This window comes from Rhodococcus sp. IEGM 1372, assembly GCF_030056835.1.
Taxonomy (GTDB): Bacteria; Actinomycetota; Actinomycetes; order Mycobacteriales; family Mycobacteriaceae; genus Rhodococcoides.
Genome location: NZ_JASHKS010000013.1, coordinates 63,894 through 82,164, shown reverse-complemented (window position 1 = coordinate 82,164; position 18,271 = coordinate 63,894). Strand labels below are relative to the sequence as shown.

13 protein-coding genes are annotated in these 18,271 nt (G+C 61.3%); 6 read left to right on the top strand and 7 right to left on the bottom strand.

What is annotated here, in order from left to right:
• Window positions 1–82: 82 nt before the first annotated feature.
• Together QM590_RS13670 and QM590_RS13665 are read right to left on the bottom strand one after the other, a co-directional pair.
• Window positions 83–3,538, bottom strand: a complete 3,456-nt coding sequence (locus tag QM590_RS13670; protein WP_269595235.1) for an SNF2-related protein — start codon at window positions 3,536–3,538, stop codon at window positions 83–85.
• Window positions 3,535–7,344: an Eco57I restriction-modification methylase domain-containing protein gene (locus QM590_RS13665; protein ID WP_269595236.1), complete on the bottom strand. Its 3,810-nt coding sequence runs from the start codon at window positions 7,342–7,344 to the stop codon at window positions 3,535–3,537. The genes QM590_RS13670 and QM590_RS13665 overlap by 4 nt, the downstream gene beginning before the upstream one ends.
• A gap of 916 nt (window positions 7,345–8,260) precedes the next feature.
• On the opposite strand from QM590_RS13665, the gene QM590_RS13660 reads away from it, so the two are divergent.
• The 6 genes from QM590_RS13660 to QM590_RS13635 all read left to right on the top strand — a co-directional run bounded on the left by QM590_RS13660 (window position 8,261) and on the right by QM590_RS13635 (window position 12,549).
• The gene (locus QM590_RS13660) at window positions 8,261–8,593 is read left to right on the top strand and encodes a hypothetical protein (protein WP_269595237.1); all 333 of its coding nucleotides are present in this window, start codon (window positions 8,261–8,263) and stop codon (window positions 8,591–8,593) included.
• Window positions 8,594–8,928: 335 nt separating this feature from the next.
• The gene (locus tag QM590_RS13655; RefSeq protein WP_206498880.1) at window positions 8,929–10,026 is read left to right on the top strand and encodes an IS110 family RNA-guided transposase; all 1,098 of its coding nucleotides are present in this window, start codon (window positions 8,929–8,931) and stop codon (window positions 10,024–10,026) included.
• 103 nt (window positions 10,027–10,129) lie between these two features.
• The gene (locus QM590_RS13650; protein WP_219520300.1) at window positions 10,130–10,666 is read left to right on the top strand and encodes a glyoxalase superfamily protein; all 537 of its coding nucleotides are present in this window, start codon (window positions 10,130–10,132) and stop codon (window positions 10,664–10,666) included.
• 47 nt (window positions 10,667–10,713) lie between these two features.
• Entirely contained in the window at window positions 10,714–11,049 is a 336-nt protein-coding gene (locus QM590_RS13645; protein ID WP_094656105.1) for a hypothetical protein, read from the top strand.
• The gene (locus QM590_RS13640; RefSeq protein ID WP_155288773.1) at window positions 11,046–11,210 is read left to right on the top strand and encodes a hypothetical protein; all 165 of its coding nucleotides are present in this window, start codon (window positions 11,046–11,048) and stop codon (window positions 11,208–11,210) included. Before QM590_RS13645 ends, QM590_RS13640 begins: the two co-directional genes overlap by 4 nt.
• A gap of 538 nt (window positions 11,211–11,748) precedes the next feature.
• Complete coding sequence (locus QM590_RS13635; protein ID WP_052061711.1) at window positions 11,749–12,549, top strand: DUF6924 domain-containing protein; 801 nt, start codon at window positions 11,749–11,751, stop codon at window positions 12,547–12,549.
• A 51-nt stretch (window positions 12,550–12,600) separates the two neighbouring features.
• Here the strand turns inward: QM590_RS13635 and QM590_RS13630 are convergent, their stop codons facing one another.
• The 5 genes from QM590_RS13630 to QM590_RS13610 form a co-directional block, all read right to left on the bottom strand.
• A complete protein-coding gene (locus QM590_RS13630; RefSeq protein WP_141216253.1) occupies window positions 12,601–13,374 on the bottom strand; it encodes a hypothetical protein in 774 nt (257 codons plus the stop codon).
• Between the two features lie 58 nt (window positions 13,375–13,432).
• Window positions 13,433–14,431 (bottom strand): NucA/NucB deoxyribonuclease domain-containing protein, encoded by a 999-nt coding sequence (locus QM590_RS13625; RefSeq protein WP_032401328.1) that lies wholly within the window; start codon window positions 14,429–14,431, stop codon window positions 13,433–13,435.
• Between the two features lie 503 nt (window positions 14,432–14,934).
• Entirely contained in the window at window positions 14,935–15,603 is a 669-nt protein-coding gene (locus QM590_RS13620; protein WP_141215302.1) for a hypothetical protein, read from the bottom strand.
• Between the two features lie 449 nt (window positions 15,604–16,052).
• Window positions 16,053–16,862 (bottom strand): F510_1955 family glycosylhydrolase, encoded by an 810-nt coding sequence (locus tag QM590_RS13615; protein WP_032401329.1) that lies wholly within the window; start codon window positions 16,860–16,862, stop codon window positions 16,053–16,055.
• Window positions 16,863–17,245: 383 nt separating this feature from the next.
• A complete protein-coding gene (locus tag QM590_RS13610) occupies window positions 17,246–18,085 on the bottom strand; it encodes a hypothetical protein (protein WP_094656082.1) in 840 nt (279 codons plus the stop codon).
• Window positions 18,086–18,271: the final 186 nt, after the last annotated feature.

The following is an 18,271-nucleotide window of genomic DNA, read 5'->3' as shown; positions in this document are numbered from 1 at the left end:
ACAGGCCGGTTAAGGGAGGAAAGCCCCCTGCGGCAGCGTGCCGAGCTCGGGTTGCCCCTCACACTCAAGGACTCAGCATTAGTTAGTCGGTCTGGGCTTCCCTCATTCCCCGAACGGCCATCCAGGTCACAAGGCGCACTTCATGCGGTTCTACGTCGGGCAGCGGCTCGCGTGGCGGTGGCGCAGTGATCCCGGCCCCCTCCAGAACTGCGGAGATCAGCCCAATGCGTTCTTCGCCTGTGCGCCCTTCGTTAAGGGCGCGGCGCATCTGCCGGGAAACTTTGGCCGAAGGGACACTGCGGAGTCGGTTCGCAAGGTCGATCTGCTTCTCTCGCCCGAGGTAGCCGCCGGCGCGGAAAACCAGTTGGTGTGCGTCGCGGAACGCCAATGGCATATCGGGCTGGAACGCGTTGGGGTCGGTGAGCGCGCTCCAGGTGTTGTAAGCGTCATCGCGAGCGACCTCCCAGGCCTCGAAGGCCTGGTCGTACACAAGATCGTCGAGCCAACGGGGTGTGCTCCCGCCACCGGGATCGGCGACGCGGAGCGATATGAGCGTGTCGCCGGAGATCCGGGGTGCGCCGGTGTCGTCGTAGGTGACGTTCCAGCCCTGGTCCACTGCGACGTATCGAAACCAAGGTTTGTGACTGTCGCCGATTCGTATGCAAAAGACGTAGCCGTTGCCGAAAACCGCTAGGTTCTCGAACCCGCTTCCGGACCCGTAGGGCAGGGATCGAATGTCGGCCTTAGTGTCCGTATCAGCGGTGAACGCCCCGTAAAGCCGTCGCCGGTATTCTTCACCTGACAGGGACGCGCTAGATCCGCCGTTGTCCAGCAGTTTCTCGAACTCGTCGGTTACGTGGTCGTCGGTCAGGTTGACCTCGTGCCCGGGGCCTCGACCGGGCAGGACCTCCCCCGCGCCGATCGCGGCGTCGGCAAGGGAGAGCTTGTTCTGCAGGCGTTCCTCGAGCCGGAGCAGGTCGTCAAGTCGTTCGGCCGGAAAGTACAGTCCGAGGTGGATGTAGGCATGTCGCGAGCCGATTCGGTCGACGCGGCCGTGACGCTGCACAATCCGCATCGGGTTCCACGGCAGGTCATAGTTGATCATCTGCCCGGCCTGCTGCAGGTTGACACCCTCTGCGAGGACGTCGGTGGCGAATAGGACGTCGTACTCATCTTTCGCGGTCGGACTCCCGTCAGGGTTGCGAGGCCCAGCGGTCTTGGGTGCGAACCCTGCAATAGTGGATGCGCGACCACCCTGGTCGACGCCACCGGACTCCCCGCGCTCGTGCACCTTGGCGTAGGAACCCATAATCGGTGGTGCAACCCGGCCTTTGTAGTCCGCCAACGCAGCTCCAGGTGGAGCTGCGTCGATCGCGGTGACGACGGCATCGTGGATCGCAATTATTGTGTCGGAGAATGCAGAGAAGACGATGACTTTGCGCCGGTCCCCGTGCGTGATCCCACCAGCGTCAATACGCCGGGCACCTTCTGCGATTTTCGTGAGTTCCTCTACGAGCTTGTCGACTTTCGGTTCGCTCCCTGTAAGAACGGTGGCCGCCAGGTCGCGTAGTCGGCGCAGGAGTGCAATGTCGGAGCGCACATCCGCTTCCAGTTCGGCCAGGTGGTAGCCGCTAACTGGGTCGACTTGGTCCTCATCATCGAACGCCTCTACGAATGAATCCAGATCATCGGAGTCTGAAGACACCCAGTCGTTTAGAGCGTCCCCTTTGAGGACATGCCCCCTGCCCAGGGCATCCAGGAACGCCTCGTGGGAGACGATCATCCGTTCCAGCGACGCGTGCAATGCCACCGGGCTGGACTCCAACCGCTTTAACAGGCCGGAACGCAGCAGACCAGTGTTGGCGACCTGGTACTCCAATAGGTTCCGGTCAACCGTGTAATGGCTGGACAAGTATCGGGCAAGCATCAGGCGTCCCGGGTCGAGCGAGCGATCTGTCCACGCCCTGGGGGTGTGCGGGTCGTCCGGGTCGTCGAGGGCGTAGACCATGACGTCGATAAGTTCTACCCCGGCATCGTCCAATTCATACTCAATGCGCCTGACCTTGGGCTGAGGGAACTTGATCGTCGTCATTTTCCCGTCCGGACCGACGATCCGCTCGTTGGTGTAATGCTCTTTGACGAATTTGCGGGTACGGCGGACCGCGACCTGATCCATAAGATCGAAAAGGTGCTCCGGAGTCAGGTTGGCTGGGTCGATCGCCTGGGCGTGTTTGATGTACCCCTTAATGCTCGGGATCCCCAACGAAGCGAACCGGGCGTCATCGCGGATGAAGTATCGGATCAGCGTTTCTAGATCCGCCAACGAGTTATTAACTGGGGTCGCAGTCAGGAGCACGACGCGCTTCGGCTGGCTGCCGGCGGTGATGACTCGGTCGACCGCCTCCGACCGTTGTGCCGCCGAGTTGCGCAGGTTGTGCGCCTCGTCGACCACGACCAGGGAGTAGTCCTCAATCTCCTGCATGAACGCGTGATGGTCTTTATGAGCTGGGTTCAGCCGGGTGCGGACCTCCTCGTATGAGTAAACCTCCACCCAGCGAGAGAAGTCGTGCTCGAGCAAGAACGGTTCCCACATTGATGTCTTCAATGCTGCCGGTGCCACGATCAGCACCCGCTGCCGATTCACGTTCGCTGTCCGGTAGATCACCTCGCCGGCTAAGTACGTCTTACCCAGACCGACCTCATCAGCGACAAGGACCCCGCCGTGCTCATCGAGTAGGCGCTCCATCCGGACCACACCGTCGGCCTGGAACCGGGTCAGGCTCAGCCCTGTCTTGACATGAGGGCTCTCCTCGTCGAGGTGAACCCCGTACAGCTCCCACAGCATCCGCAGGTAGATGACCCACGGGCTGTGGGGATCCCAGAGGCGTCCGTATAGGGCGGCTAGATCGTAAGGATCACTGGCGGCCCAGAACCCCTCGAACCATTCGTGGACTTTCGCGGCGGCGTGCGTTCCGCCGCCGGTACCCAAGTTAAGTTCAGCGTTAATCGCCAAGCCTGCATATGTCATGTTGGAGGACCCGGCAATCGCTGCCTGGGTGGAGGAGTCCTCCACCATGTACGCCTTGCCGTGCAGGAAACCCCCCGTATATCGGCGCACTTCAACGCGCGGGTTGCCCTCGGCATCTGCGCTCAGTAACCACTCGACCATCCGGCGAGCGTCGGCGTCCGGCTTCCGCTCAAACCCCATCGTGTCGCGCTCTACAGCAAGCCACTCCTCGTGGTGCTGAATCGCGGTGGTAAGGCGGGAGCCCATGTCCGCGTCCTGATCGCTCACGGCTCGAACCGCATCGTGCTCCGGCTCTGCGCCGAGAAGTAGCCGCACGCGAGGCGCCCGCTCAAGCTCATCAGCCAGCAGCCCAAATCCGCCGGGGTTAATGTAGGCGGTCGCAATCGCCAACGGCGGCGGTGTCACCTTGTTATGCCGCAGTAACCGGAACAATTCGTTGACCCGGTCTGCTACGCGATCTGGGTCCTCACTCGCCTGATTATTGGTTGCAAAGTCGGGAAGTTGATTCATGACTGCCCCTTCCACCCTGCATAGTGTTCTAAGACCGTCTTTAACCGCGTTTGATATTTCCAACCCCGGTGGAAGGTGAAGAAGATGTGCTCCACCTGATCCTCGGTCAGGCCGTACAGCAAGCTCACGAGCGCATCCAGCTCGGATACGAGGTCGTCCTTGTCCGCTTGGGTCTTAACCGACCCAATCGGCACGCCTACTTCGCTCGCCCAATCCGCGTACCTGCCATCAACTGCAGAGAGCCGGCCCGAGATTTCCACAACGCGCTGGGTGAGTGGTGATGTTGGGTCGTATATAGGGACCGGCAAAGCGCTGAGTAACTGAAAGGACATTGTTAGCTCGACCCACCTGCGTGCACTCCAGTCGAAAGGTACGCTCGACATAATTCCGAGTAGAGCGGCTTCCGACCGCGCGTCACCAGCACGACGCACCAGTAGCGGAGCTTTGTGGACTGCAGACGCGCCTGGTGGCAATAGGCACGCAATCATAGTCCGAGTATTAGTAGGACTCGTCACATCGCGAAAAGCTATACGCGCTTTGTCTATTGGCAATTTTCCCTCGTCGAATACCGTCCCGACGTATGCGGAACGAGCGCTTCTTGAGGATCGCCGCAACTTCCCCGCGAGGTGTGCTCGGAGGACCTCAGGTTGGCTGTACGCATAGGGTGTCGAAGCATCAGGATTCCAAATGTTGAAGCTGGCCCCCGCGAAAACAGGGGTTCTGCCTCTGGCTTCATCCACGTCGAACTCATAGATTGCCTTGTCGCCGCTTGCGTGCAGCTCAGCTACGGGTTGGAATTGGAAATCGGAGCGGGCTTGTCCGAAGGTGGGTGACAGACGCATCGTGCGGAAGACCTCTGCCGAAGTTGCATCTGGGATGAGTGGAAATACTGCTCCGGCTGACCACTCCTGAAATTCGGTCGCCGGTACCCGGGCAAGCTTGTGGGCGTTCTGCCGAAAGGCTTTTTCGGAGGCAAAGGGTCCTGCCCACGAAACGACGGGCTCATCCGCGGCGAATCGTGACTTCTCTACAACCGTCAAGCCGACGGTGTAACTTCCGTGGACACTCGGGAAAAGCCAACCACCATTGTTGATTGCGAAGCACACATCCACAAAAGTGCCGTATTTGAGAATTGACTTACGCCATGGAACCATGCCGGAGCCTGAGAGGGCTCCGCGTGGGAGCACAAGAGCGATTCGGCCGGATTCCCGGACCAACTGCCAATTGCGCCAGGCAAATGCTTGATACAGGTCGGTGTCGCCTCCGCCCAGTTCGAATGGTCCGCTCTTAATAACTTTGTTCATGGCTGACACCGTGGCCACTTCGGTCTCGTATTCGGCCACTAGGTCGGGTCGTTTCGCCCGGAATGCAGTCAGTGCAGGGACGCGTTCTGCTTGGGTCATGCCACGTGCAAGGCCAGGTAGGCGGACCGCCCACCAAATGCGTTCTTCCACCTTGAGCTTCTCCCATGGTGGGTTTCCAAGGAGTACATCGAAACCGGGGTTAGTCCGTAGGAACACCTCTGGGAAAAGGACCGGAAGGTGTGCGGGCTGGAGGAGGTTGACCGTCTCTGTCACCTCTGGTTTTCTGGCCATCTCACGGACGTCGTCTTCGGTAAAAAGCAGGTTGGGCCGTATTGCTCCGACGCGGGCAGCAACAGCTACGTCGAAAATCCGTTGAGCTGGGGCAGCGGCATCGCGCGCCCGGTCCAAGATTCGTGCTGACTCTTCCACCTCTGCCTTGTTCGCTTCACCTGCGGCGGCGAGGTCTGTCAAGAGTGTCTTGGCATCGGCGAGGGTGTCGGTGATGACTCCGTCGAAGAACCCCTCCTGTCCCGGTTTGCGGTCCGACTGGAGGACGTCAAGCGCCTCGTCTACTGATCCCATTCCGGTGAGGCTGTTGGCGTTGACAAGGCCGTGGTCGAGGTTGCTCATAGGCAGGCCTGGCACAAAGGTGTGAATCCATAAGGCCAGGCGAGCGAGCTCGACTGCCATGGGGTTGATGTCTAGGCCGTAAATACATCGACGTGCGACCTGCCGACGCAGAAGGCCGATTTCGTCGACCTCAGACTTCGCGAAGTCATCAGAACCGAGCGCGTCTTTGGCGGCGTCGGCGAGACGGAGTAGCTCGTCGGTCACACCAGGGACTGCGTGTTGTGCGAGGAACGTCCGCATGAGTGCTTCGATTTTGTCGACCGCTGCAACGAGGAAATGCCCTGACCCCATGGCGAGGTCGGCGGCGCGGAAGTCAAAGAAGTCCCGCGCCGCAGCAACAGCGTCACCGTTCGCCAGGTGGATGGCAATCTTGTCCAGGTGTGTGGTGAGTGCAGGTACGACGGAGCGTTCGATGAGGTGATCAACTACGACCTTGGGTGTGAAATACGAGCCGGTTGCTTTGCGTTCCCCAGACGCGGAGTGGAAGTAGATCCCACCTGCGCGCACGTGGGGTTCGTCGCTGGCCTTGGCGGGCACCCATGCGCCCTTCAAGTCGACGGTCAGATCCTGCTCAGCGAGTGACAAGGAGCTTTCGAGAAGGCCTTCATAAATAGTGCCGAACTCACGCACGCTCAGGGATCGGAAGTCGACCGGTCCTTCCACACCGTCGCTGGTCGTGTCGACGAGTAGGTGTTTGAGTGCGGGGCCAAGAACCTTGTCGGGGAGCTGAATTTTGGTGAAGAGTGCTCCGTCGGAGGACCGCTCGGGGTTGGAGGAGAACAGGCCACCGTTGTAAGCCGGTACCTGCCACTGGATGTTTCCCTTATCGATCGCATCCCACGCTTGCACGAGGTCAAACCATATGGTCGTGGAGTTGCCGAACGCGTCGCCATTGGCTGCGAGGAGTCGGCGGGCGTTTGTCTTCAGACTGTTGGCGTCGAAGCCTTCGTTCCGTCCGGAGGGCAGCAGTCCTCGGTCCTCGGCGTATGCCTGGAACAGGAGCCGAAACAAGATTCGCAGTGTCACCCGATATGCAACTACCAAACCATCGGCGTCCAACCGAATACCACCGGCGTTGGCGAGCTGGCGGGCCACCTCAACTGCAAGTGACGGGACGATCTCGTCATAGACCCGCTCGCGAAGACGTTTCCCAAGCTCGGTGGCGTACCGGGCGCTTTCGTCCAGTAGTTGGTCAGTGGTTCCGCCCGCTGCGAGGGCGTCAGCGGTGAAGATCAGGGGCAGCAACCCGGCGTATTCCGCGTCGACCGTGGAAAGGTCGATCTCGAAGTAGGTCTCTGCCTGCCCTTTAGACCCGACACCGACACCGTCCCGCCCGGGATATAACCGAATTTGGTCTTTGCGAAGGACAAGCAGCCACGGCACCTCTTGTTGGGCCGCGACCGCGAGACCATACGCGACTGGGGACAGCTGGAACCGTGGACTCTTGCTATCGAACTGCTCGGTGTCGTCCAGTAGGACGGCGACAGCGCGTGAGGCGTCTGTGGCGGTCGACAGGAGGACCGCGCCACCGGTGGCGGGCTTGGTCTTGAAGCCAAGAGCGCCGATTAGCTTTTGTCCTCGGTCCGAGAGTAAGCGCGCGCCAGCTTGATTTAAGTCAACCCAGTCTGGGCGCTGCGGGACGTTCTGGGTGAGGTGGTAGCTCGCGAAAAGCCCACTGTTGGTGTGTCCCGCGACGGCGGTGGAGTCGTGAGCCTTGCGGAAGCCGGCGATTCGCTCGGTCGCTGCAAGGGAGTCTGGTTCGTCAAGCACTGATTGCAATTGCCGCTGTGCCTGTTCCGTCGGCAACTCGACAGGCTGTGCCTGCGGGTCTGGCCCGAGGAGATGAGTCGTAGAACCATTGACGACGGCCACGACAAGCTGTACCTGGGTCTTGCCGCGGCGAGCGGAAAATAGGTCGCGCAACGATTGCCGGGTAGGGGGTGTTTCTGACTGTGCGACGGCGACCTGGAGGCCGCCAAGACCGAATGGATCGGGCCCGATGAAGACTGCGTCCGTCGTGACGCCGGCGGGGCTGGTGGGCTCGTTCCAGTTGACGGACTTATTCGCCTTCAGGTGCATGGGCCGATTCAGCCTCTCGGTTCGGTCGGCGGCTCTTCTGCCAGCTGGATGGGTCAGACACGGGACGCAGCTGAGCTGATACTGGACGGCGGCGTTGGGTTCGGCGCAAGCTCGTGGCCGTCCGATTCGCACCGTTTGGTTGGCCTGCTTCGCTGCTTCGCTGTTTTGCTTGCTCGGCTAGCCACTTCGTACACTCCCGCACTCGACTATTTCGGACACCTGAATGCTAGTTCGCAACGGCAATCAAGCCGACAGGCGCGCAGTAAATTGGTGCTGCCGCGACACCGCACGTGACCGGCCATCGTCGCTCCCGCACAATCGCCCGCGAGCTCCGCAGCGCGGAGGTGGTCACCGCAGGCGTCGACGAGCGTGGGGTATCCCGCCTCGCGGCGGTGCCGGCCACCCTGCGGGCGTCCCCCGAACCGAACTCCGCTGCGCTTCGCACTGTAAAGGGCGTCGTTCTTTCGGGCATCTGGCTCCTGGCGAGTTTGCGTCACCCGTGCCCGCCTTACCCACCCCCGACTCCGCTGCGCTCCGGCCTACCGGCGCCGAAAACTTTTCACAGCGCCTTCGGCTGAAAACTTTCACGGCTCAGGGGCAGGACACCGGTCCCGTGCGCCGCCTACTCTCCCCACGCCAGATGACGGCGAAAGAACGCGGGGGAGGGCGCAGACCGATCCGGCACGAGTTCCGAAGGGCAGCAACAGTTATGACCGAGAATACCGAGACTGAGGCCACGACCGTGAGCAACATCGACGTCGACGACTACTGGACCACCTACGACAAAGCACTCGACGCGGCCGCAGAATGCAGGAGCGTCGAATCCCTGATTGACACCCTGAACCGCTACTACCCGCCCTCGTCCGGAGTGGCGTTCTTCCCCAACGGAGCCGACCGCGACCTACTCGGCACACTCACCGACGCCGGACACTTCGATACCGTCTGGGTCCAGGCGGACTACCACTTCGCGCTCCGCGATGGCCGCGGAGACGGATTCACCTACATCGAAGGCGACATCGTCCGCGGAACCTCCCGCCTGTGACCACCGGCCCCGGTGCCTGACGGCACCAGGGCTACCAACCCCATCATCTGAAAGGAACGCCCCTGATGCCTGCACAAGCAGTGAACACTGGACACAGGGTCGCTAGGCACCACGATTGACCTACCGCACAAGTGACCGGTGTGTCTTTCCCAAGACGCGTCGTCGCGGTGTCGAGCGGCCCGCTCGTCGGTGGTCGGGCCTGGCGGCGTGACTTCATAGGACCTTGAAGCGACTCTGCCCCATCACTGTTTTGTCCACCGCCAGCGTCCGCCCACCCAGCGCGAAACTCGGTCGGAAGGCCCGCCGAGTCCGTCGAACGGGAAGGCTCGGATCACATGGACGGTGACATCGTCGTCGGCATCGATTCACACAAAGACACTCACTACGCAGCTGTGCTCACACGGGGTGGAAGGAGGCTCGGAGCGCGCCAGTTCGGAGCCACAGCGCAGGGCTACAACGAGCTGTCGGAATGGGTGGAGACGTTCGGAACTCCGGCGAGCTTCGGTGTCGAGTGCACCGGTTCGTACGCTGCGGGACTGACGCGTCACCTGCTCGAACGTGGCATGTCGGTCGCGGAGATCAACACGACCAACAAACATGCGCGGGCTCGCCGTGGGAAGGACGATGCCCTCGATGCGGAGATGGCTGCTCGGCACGTCCTCACCGGAGCCGACGCCATCGTTCCGAAGTCGAGTACCGGAGCGGTGGAATCGATCAGAATGCTGCTTCTCACGCGGGAGTCGGCAGTGAACGCTCGTACCGTTGCGCTGCAACAGATTCAAGATGTTCTGATCACCGCCCCGGTGGCTCTGCGTGAGTCGATCACCTACAAGCGGGGGAAGGGAGCCGTCGAAGCGTGCTCCCGGTTGCGTCCGGACTTGTCGCGCCTGTCCGATCCGGAACAAGCTGCGAAGTTGACATTGCGGACTCTCGGTCGCCGGGCCAGCGATCTGGCCGAGGAGATCGCCGTTCTGGAGCGCGAGCTCGACACTTTGGTGACCGCGACGGCTCCGACGATGCGCGCAGCGTGCGGGGTAGGACCGGTCAACGGGGCGCAGTTGTTGGTGACCGCGGGGCAGAACATCGGCCGGCTTCATTCCGAGGCCGCGTTCGCCCGGTTGTGCGGTGTCGCCCCTGTTCCTGCCTCGTCGGGCAAGACGACGAGGATGAGGCTGCACCGAGGCGGTGATCGCGCCGCGAACAGAGCGCTCTACTTGATCACCGTGTGTCGGCTGCGGTACGACCAACGCACGATCGACTACATGCAACGCCGGCGCGGTGACGGGTTGTCGAAGAAGGACGTCATCAGGTGCCTCAAGCGGTTCGTGGCGCGGGAGGTTTTCAACGATCTCGTCGCTGATCTCGCAGGATGTGGCAGCATGTCAGCAGAGGTTGACGTACCTGCCGCTCGCGCCCCGTCCGGGGTTCGGTGAACACGTTGCTCTGAGGGTCCACCATCGGAATCCGTCAGGAAGCAGCTGACCGCCGGTAATGCGAGCATCCGGACTCGGTTGTGCTTCCAACGAAGGATCCCTGATGCCCGTTCACATGACCATCGATGAGTTGAAGTCCGCTGCACGAACGTTGCGAAAGTTCCTGGCCGAATCAGGTGCTGCACAATTGACCCACGCCCAGTCACTCGAGGCCGTCGCTCACACTGCCGGATTTCGAGACTGGAACAGCTGCAGCGCCGCTCTTCTCGCTCCCCGTCCGCTGGCGGCTGTTCCGATCCTGCGGGTGTATGACGAGGTCGCGACACGAAACTTCTATTGCGACTACCTCGGATTCGAGGTCGACTTCGAGCATCGCTTCGCCGCCGATCTACCGCTCTACATGCGGGTCACCCGTGGCGGTGTTCACCTGGACCTGAGTCAACACCACGGGGATGGAACACCAGGGGCCGCTGTGTGGCTGCCGACGGTCGACATCGCGGCGTTCCACCGGGAGCTGCGTCGGCGAGACCATCTGGTGACTCTGCGACCCGGTATCGATCGCTCCGCACCTGGTGGACCGACCGTCGAGCTACTGGATCCGTTCCAGAACGCCCTGCGCTTCTGCGAACTCGACGACTGACACATGCTCGACTGACAGACGATTCACTGCTCCCGCCCACGGATCGCTTGACATGTATAGGACCGTCCTGGGTCACCCTGATCGTCGGTGTCCTCGCCGTCGTCGGCGTCGCCCTGACCGTCCGCCAACGCACCGTGGCCGACAAACGCGCCCAAGCCTGGCAACGAATCACCTGGTGCCTCGAACGCACCACCAGCGACAACGAAGCCGAAGCCGCCCTGGGATGGGACATCTACACACCGGTGACCGACTCGCCGCTCATCACCCGAACCGAACGAGACGTCCTGCGCGCCGTCGCGACCCGGGCATTGTGGCGAGCACTGGCGTCACCGGCACAAACCGAGGACACTGACAACCAGAACGAGCAGGAGGACCCACGATGACCACCACCGAGAAGCGCACCACCGCAGCCCGACCACAGGTCGCGCGGGCCGCAGCACGGGCATCGGTCGCGTTGTACGAACGCGACGGCCTCGAGGTACCCCAGTGGATCCGTGACGCCGCCGAAGGGCGCCCGACCACCCCACCAGCCGAACAGCCCTGACACCGGCTCACAGCCCGTAGACCGAAAGGCCCGCACCCCACACCGGGTGCGGGCCTTCTCCATTGCCTGGGATCGGGAAAGCGTGAGGGAGCAGGGTCGGGCCACCCTGCGGGCGTCCGCCGAATCGAACTCCGCTGCGCTCCGCACTGCTACACCCCGACCACAGCGCAGACGGGCCGCTCGTGCACGCGCGGTTCAGGCTTCAACCCGTTGCAGCGCAACACAATCTGTCGGTACCCGATGCCACACTCGAAGCCATGAGAATCCGAACCATCGACGGACCACCACTACCCGCCGAAATCGCCGAGATGACCGCCCGCGCAATCGCTCTGACGCAGCTACACCACGCCGCCAGACGTTCCATCAACGGGAACAACACCGCAGTGGGTGGTCTTGACGCGCTCACCAGCGCAGTTGAATATCCGTCCCCGTCAGCTGCCGAACGTATGAACGCTGACTAAAGCTTATATGTGCGGGTTACTCAGCGAGACAAAGCAACTGGCCGTCCGATGACAGGCCGGAGAGGTAGTGTCGAGCTATGCCTACTCTCCCGGAAGGTCAATCCCTGCTCGTTCGTACCCATTTCGCCGCCGACGATGTCTGGCAGCAGATTGCAGCTGATGCCCAAGCTTCTCACCGACAAGCCGACGGAACCGAGGCACAGGCTTTCCTTACCGTGGTCGACGACAGCGAGTTCAGTGACCTGACACCAACCGATCTTGCCGAATTGATCCCGTCACCACCGCCGTATTACGTGTTTGTGGTCGACCGACAAGCGTGTGAACAGCCCGAGCATCCCGTTCTCGTCCTCGATATTGCAGAAGGCGTCGCACCTGCCTCGTTCCGCGTGATTCCCAGTCGACTCGCGGTGGTGGAGAACAACCTGTCCATAGCAAACCTGAGTTTCGACGAGCTGCGCTCCCAGGCCGACCCTGACGGGGTGTACCGCGGTACACCCGCGGAGCCGCTTCCGGCGGAACGGAGCGTGAACCATGAGGATTTGGTCGGTGCTGCAAACCGCGCAGAGGAGACACCAGTCGTTCAGCAACTACGACAAGATCTCGAGGCGAACCACGCACCCACCCTGACCGCGAGACTCAATAATGATTTGTACGACACATACACCGTATTGGCTGGTCAAACCCACCGACCTGATCTAAAAGTCGGTCGCGACGAAATGTTGGAAGTCCTCGAGCACGGGGGGAGGGGGTATGGCATTCATCTGCCCCTGATCGACAGTTACTGGACGATCTTCTTGGATCCATCGAGTTTGGATCTACAGGCCGCGATGAAAGTCTTCTATCCGCCGCAACCCGCCCCACGGCGACGCCCGGCATAACCGCAGCTCGATGGCCGGCCCCGAGAACGCCGGGACCGGCCATCGACGGTGTCAGGAAATCGCGAACTCGCTGACCTGAGTCGTTCCGTCCTCCGCGTACACGGGAACAGTCTTAGGGGCAGATCCGAACACCTCGGTGCCGTCGATGTTCTGCTTGCGCAGCTTAGAAGCTTCGGCCGGCGACGTGGCTCCGCTGTCGAGGTCCTGCTTGAGGATGTATCCCTGCACTCCGTCGGTGCCGATCGCAGCGACGAGGTCGGGCAATTCCGCGTCGGACGGTGCGGTGTCGCCCGGTCCGAAGGATTGACCCGCTGCATTGGTTCCCGACTCGACAGTGGTCGTTTCGGACTCGGAGGTGGTCGCGGACCGGGCAGCCGGGGCGGTCCAGTCCAGCGGGTTGCTCGGGAAAGTCAGGGCTTCGCGGTATTTGCTTCCATCCCATACCGCAGTGAAACCGTGACTGTTGTACGAACCTGTCCCGCAGGTCGCGGTCGTGCCCAGTGTCAGTGAAGCTGTACCGGTGGAGCTGTACTTGTAGCCGACAGCCTCACACAATGCTCCGCTCTTGAACAGTCGAGCTCGCACGCCGATGTCACCGGGTGCGACCTGCTGGCCGAAGACAGAGTAGATCTTCGACTGTGCGGTCAGGTTGGGCGAATTGATGATTGTGGAGGTGTTCAGGAACTGAACACCTGCGCCGTTACTTCCTGCTGGGCCGACCCAACCGGTGACAACGTCCGCGCTAGCAGCGCCTGGAGCGGCGAGCACCAACGCTCCTAGCAGGGCGGCGATGGTAGCTGTTTTACGTAGTGGTCGAGTTCTCATGTTCGAGGCCTTTCCGTTGGGTACCTTTTATCGGATTCTGAAGATGAAACGGGCTCGTTCAGCCGATTGCCGAAACGAAGTAGTCGTCACCGGGCATCACTCTGTTCCCGCGGTAAAATTCGACCATAAGGGTGCCTTGTTTATTGTTCTCGGTAAGAGGGACCCATCGGACGGTCGACCCGTAGCCGCCCTGCACGGTCGATGCGAAAGGGTATTCATCGCAGGATGGGTCTTTCATGTTGAGAGGTTTCTCGCCGAGTAGATCCAACCGCTGTTGTGACGACCGTGGGCATGCGGCGTCCCGATTTGCCTGATTGTCAGCAGAATTTCCACGAGTCAGCGGCGCGCCAGTACCAGGAATTCCGAAACCAAAGGCAGCCTGGCCAGCCTTAACTGTCTGAGATATGTTCGGGAACGCTGCTTGGGTGTACTGGACAGTCGGCTTCTCGTTCGGGTTGACGCAGCCGGTGCCGTAGTTGACTGATTGAGCAGCATCACACCTGAATTGCTGGCCGGTGGTGCGCGTGCGAACGGGAGTACCATCCAAGTCGTTCGCCGGCGAGTCTCCAATGTATATGAATTGAAGCGTTCGCTTGTCGAACGCGTTTGTCGCGTTTCTCGTCACATAATGCTCGTACTGCTGGTACCCAGTCCCTCCGATGACCATCGGAAAAACGTAGGCGGGATAGGTAGTGGTGCTGTCGTTGGCGAGATCGAGAACAACGAGTTGGAAAGAGTACGTACCCGGAATGGTGGTTGTTGGAGAAGTCGACGAGACATCGCCGTAGAATTGGATCACGTTTTCTTTGGTCTGTGTCTGAAGAGGGCTACGGACCTGGAGAGTGACGTCGATGACCCAGTTTCCGATCGGCTCCAACGGGCCGTTAGGGAAATTGGGTTGAATGAATTGCTCGACGATGGTCGAATATGTTTTGCACGACTGAAAACGTGTTTGGAAACATATAGGACCGGATTGGCGTGCAGATATACCCGACTCCTCGGCATGCTTCTGTGTCAGCCTTTGTGCAATTTCCTCCGCTTCGGCAGGGTCGGTCACTTCGCGAGAACTCCGCTTTTCGACCACCTTCTGACCTGAGGTGGTCGTCGCTCCGGAGTCCGGTGGCACCTCGACTGGAGGCGCATTCTGGCCAGGTGGAGTGCCCTCTATGTCGCCCGGCGCCTCGTTTATCGACGGCACCTGAACCTCCACCGGAGCGGAGTCGCCCCCCGAGGGGCTGGGCTCGACTGGTTGCGCGCTGGCGGTGACGCTAGGTGCCGCGATGACGACCAAGCAGGTAAGACCAGTAGCCAACAACCTTGCGAACGAGCGAACTGCTGGCTTCTTCACGACTTTCTTCCGCACTGATTCCTCGTAAGGTCCGTCTGCCCAGACGCCATTACGCTTAAAAGCAGCGTCAGGCAGAATTCGGGCAGGAGAGTGGAACGTCCGAAAAAGACGTGGAGGCCGCCCCGACTACTACAAGGTGCGTGCCACAGGCGCTCGGTGAGCGTAGGCAAACGCTACCAACAGCTGGCTTGTCTTGGCAACGGAAACAGAAATTACGGAACCTGTGGTCGGAGCGTCACCAGGATTGCTCTGGAGCGGTCATCGAGGTCGATAGCTCTCGCAGACACCGACACCGCGACATAATCCGAATAGGGTGTCAGAAAACGAAATTCGGCCGATTCCACAGCCCCGGCTTGCGCAACTTTCAAGGATTGTCCGATTCGGATTGCATCAGGAATGTCACCGGGGTGTAGAACCGGTTTAGCGCCGGGTAAGTGGCTTGTTTGCCATGCAATGCCAGTCGGAGCGTCGCCATACCAGTACAAAAGCTGAAGTGAATCGGGGTCAGCGATCGCGCGATACTCCGAGGGATCGGACAGCGACCGTGCAACCAGCGTATCCAGACCCGCGTTACGTCGATCGATGTGTTCAGTACCCTCCGAAGGACCAATATCCACAGACACTCCCCGAACAACCCGATGAGGTTCACCAGTAGGGCCGATGCCGTCGTGGAGAAAGTGTGCCGTGAACTGCATACGCCGATGTGCACCCGATGGACGGCATTCCACACCGACCTCTTGGAGCACAGTTCCCGGCCCACCGGAAACGAGCTGCGCCAGCACCGATGCTGTGGCGTCCCCAAGATCCAGCTTCGCCAAACCATCCGGAATCGGCCGACTCAGATCAACGCCGAGCTCAGCCCACGTCTGAGTCGCGCTCACGATCGGGCTGCGCCGGGCCACCCCTGAGGTCAAGTCCCACTCGAATGCCCACGCCGAGGGCCGATCACGCAGAGGAGCCAGACGATTAGCAACCTGAACCCACACGCCATGAACGCGACCAGACACATCGTCGGCAATCGGATCAACGCCAACCGTCCGCGAACCATGACTACACCGAACAGGGCTCCCATTTCGGCACACCTGCATGACAGCATCCAGTACGGCCTCGGAATCTCTACGCCAAGTATTTCGGTTGTCCTCATTCCTGGATATCTCGGAGTCGGACCCCGGTGTCATCGCGGGATCTCGTGGCGGGCCGAACCCCAGGGGAGGAAGAGGGAGTAAGCCGCTCAACAGCGGCAAGCGCCCGCATCAGCCGCGCGGGTGACCGCCTGCGGTCGCGTCGAAATGTCGCTATCTGTTGTCGGGCTGGTCTCGACCGGGCCGAGTTACGTCAGTGTGTACAACGCCTGGGGGCTGGCTGCGTAGGCGGTGTCGTAGTCGACCGCGGTCAATGCCTCGACGGACCCGGTTGCGGAACGCTTCTGCCAATCGGCGCCGTTGCGACTACGCCAGGCGTATCCGTCGGTGTCGATCCCCCACAGTGCATCGCCGGCACCGGCGAGCAATACCAAGTTCGGTGCGTCGAGGACAGGAGAGAATGTTCGGGCCGTGTCGGTGCTGTGCTGAAGTCCATCAGGTGTCACCGCCCATACTCCGGAGCTCGTAATCGCCAACGACGCCGCGGGCGCAGCGGCGCCGGGAGTCCAGGTGGAGCCGCTGTCGGCGGAGACGAGTAGACCGGTACTGCCATCGAATCCGACGAGGATGCGTCCATCGGCAGCCAGCGCGTGGAAGTCGACTTGTCCCTCCAGTGACCGATCCGACCACGACATTCCGCCGTCATTGCTGCTACGCAGTCCCAGTGGGTTCGCCGCCGTGCTGGATTCGCCGGGATGACCGGAGGTGAAGAGGGTATCGGTGGCCGGTACACCCGACAAACCCATGAAGTCATCGTCGGAAGAGCCGACCCTGGTCAGGTTTCCGGACGAACCGATGGCGAAGAGTCCTGTGTGGCTACCAGCGAGGACGGTGCCATCGGCGTTGACGTGCAATCCGTGCACATGAGCCAGTGAGGAGGTGAAGTCGACCACTGCCGGATCGGCCGCGCCGTCAGTCGCTGCCGGAGCGGAACATCCAACGAGGGACAGAGCTGCGATCAGAGACGGCAGCAGGATGCGGGAAAGCGAGATGGACATAAAGTGCGGTTCTCGTTCTGTCGATGAGGGCTCGGTGATGTAATCGCTTGAGCGTCAACGCCAAGTGATCTCCCGGTCAGGCGCGGTGAACATGACCGGATACGGCGGCTGAGGTGGACGTGACTGCTCGGGCGGTATGTGCGGGACGACGTAGACGCATCGACCTTCATCTCCATTCACTTAATCTCCAATCACTGAGGCGATGTACGAGCGCGGATCGTTCGGCGGCGAACAGCCGTGGCAGCGACATCGCACCGACGATCGGTATCGGCTGAGTGCGAACAATTCCGACACCTTCACCCGCCTCGCCGTGGCGAGCACTCAACTACTAACCAGCATAGTATTTCGGGCAGGTCAGGCCGAAGTGCCCATCCGGTTCGGTGTCATCGCAGATGCGCCGGTGCGTCGCCCGGGGTGATGCCGACGTGGACGTGGTCGCTGTGCACGTCGTCGGTGAAGAATCCTGGACGGTCACCGTTGAGGTCGGTCGGACCTCCGACCTCGGTTGCGCCCAGTAGGGCTGCCGCAGTGACGAATTCGGAGATCGTTGGGTTGTTGAAGGGATCGTCGACAACGCGCCGACCGTTGATTTCTCGGATGTCCACCGCTCGTCCCACTGCGTGGTTGGACAAGCGCGGGTGCGGGAAGACGGTCTGGATGTGACCGGTGTGCATCACCTGCACTGCGTAGGTGAATCGATCGGCAAGTCCGAGCATGATCTGGAGCACATTGTTGTTGATGCGTCCGGTTCCGATGTCGAGTCGTGCAGGCTCGGAGAGCGTGATGCGAGGGCTGCTCAGCACCGACGACGCAGCGGCGGTCAGTGGTACTGGGGACCCAAGAGAGGTCAAAGGGTTGATCTTTTCCACCGTCCAGGCCGCGCCAGCGGCGATGTCGCGCTTGAGCCGGATATCGAGTGCCATCTGCCGGGTCGTCTCAGCCGGCTGCGCGAGCGTGGGGCGTTGTAGGAGTTGGTCGAACAGCACGATCACTGCAGCACTCTCTGGACCGATTCCGGCGTACTGCGGATACACCACTCGCAGGGTGCTGGCGAGGGCCTCGTCGGGTTGAAGCAGTGCTGCCGTCGCCGCGACTTCGAGCGATACCCCTGCGGTGCGCAAGCTGTCGAGTACTCCTCCTCCCTCGCTCCAGCTGCCACCTGCTTCGAGGAAGCTCGTCGCTGCGCGTTTGATCTCGGGCATCACTTCGCCAGCTGTCGGCATCCACCGCCCCGGATTCACCGGGGCCGATGATCGACTGCTCGGTGCGCTCACGGCCGGGGACCGTGCGGGAGATGCGTTACTGCTCGGTGCGAGGCTGGGGGATTGTCTGTCGGCGGTGTTGATGGTGCAGCTGACTGTGAGCGGCAAAACCGCTGCGGCTGTGAGCAGTTGTCGACGGCTGACTGT

What these genes read in the sequence shown, in the direction of transcription:
- QM590_RS13670 (WP_269595235.1), bottom strand. Translation starts at nt 3,538, where the DNA reads ATGAATCAACTTCCCGACTTTGCAACCAATAATCAGGCGAGTGAGGAC.
- QM590_RS13660 (WP_269595237.1), top strand. Translation starts at nt 8,261, where the DNA reads ATGACCGAGAATACCGAGACTGAGGCCACGACCGTGAGCAACATCGAC.
- QM590_RS13655 (WP_206498880.1), top strand. Translation starts at nt 8,929, where the DNA reads ATGGACGGTGACATCGTCGTCGGCATCGATTCACACAAAGACACTCAC.
- QM590_RS13650 (WP_219520300.1), top strand. Translation starts at nt 10,130, where the DNA reads ATGCCCGTTCACATGACCATCGATGAGTTGAAGTCCGCTGCACGAACG.
- QM590_RS13640 (WP_155288773.1), top strand. Translation starts at nt 11,046, where the DNA reads ATGACCACCACCGAGAAGCGCACCACCGCAGCCCGACCACAGGTCGCG.
- QM590_RS13635 (WP_052061711.1), top strand. Translation starts at nt 11,749, where the DNA reads ATGCCTACTCTCCCGGAAGGTCAATCCCTGCTCGTTCGTACCCATTTC.
- QM590_RS13630 (WP_141216253.1), bottom strand. Translation starts at nt 13,374, where the DNA reads ATGAGAACTCGACCACTACGTAAAACAGCTACCATCGCCGCCCTGCTA.
- QM590_RS13615 (WP_032401329.1), bottom strand. Translation starts at nt 16,862, where the DNA reads ATGTCCATCTCGCTTTCCCGCATCCTGCTGCCGTCTCTGATCGCAGCT.
- QM590_RS13610 (WP_094656082.1), bottom strand. Translation starts at nt 18,085, where the DNA reads ATGCCGACAGCTGGCGAAGTGATGCCCGAGATCAAACGCGCAGCGACG.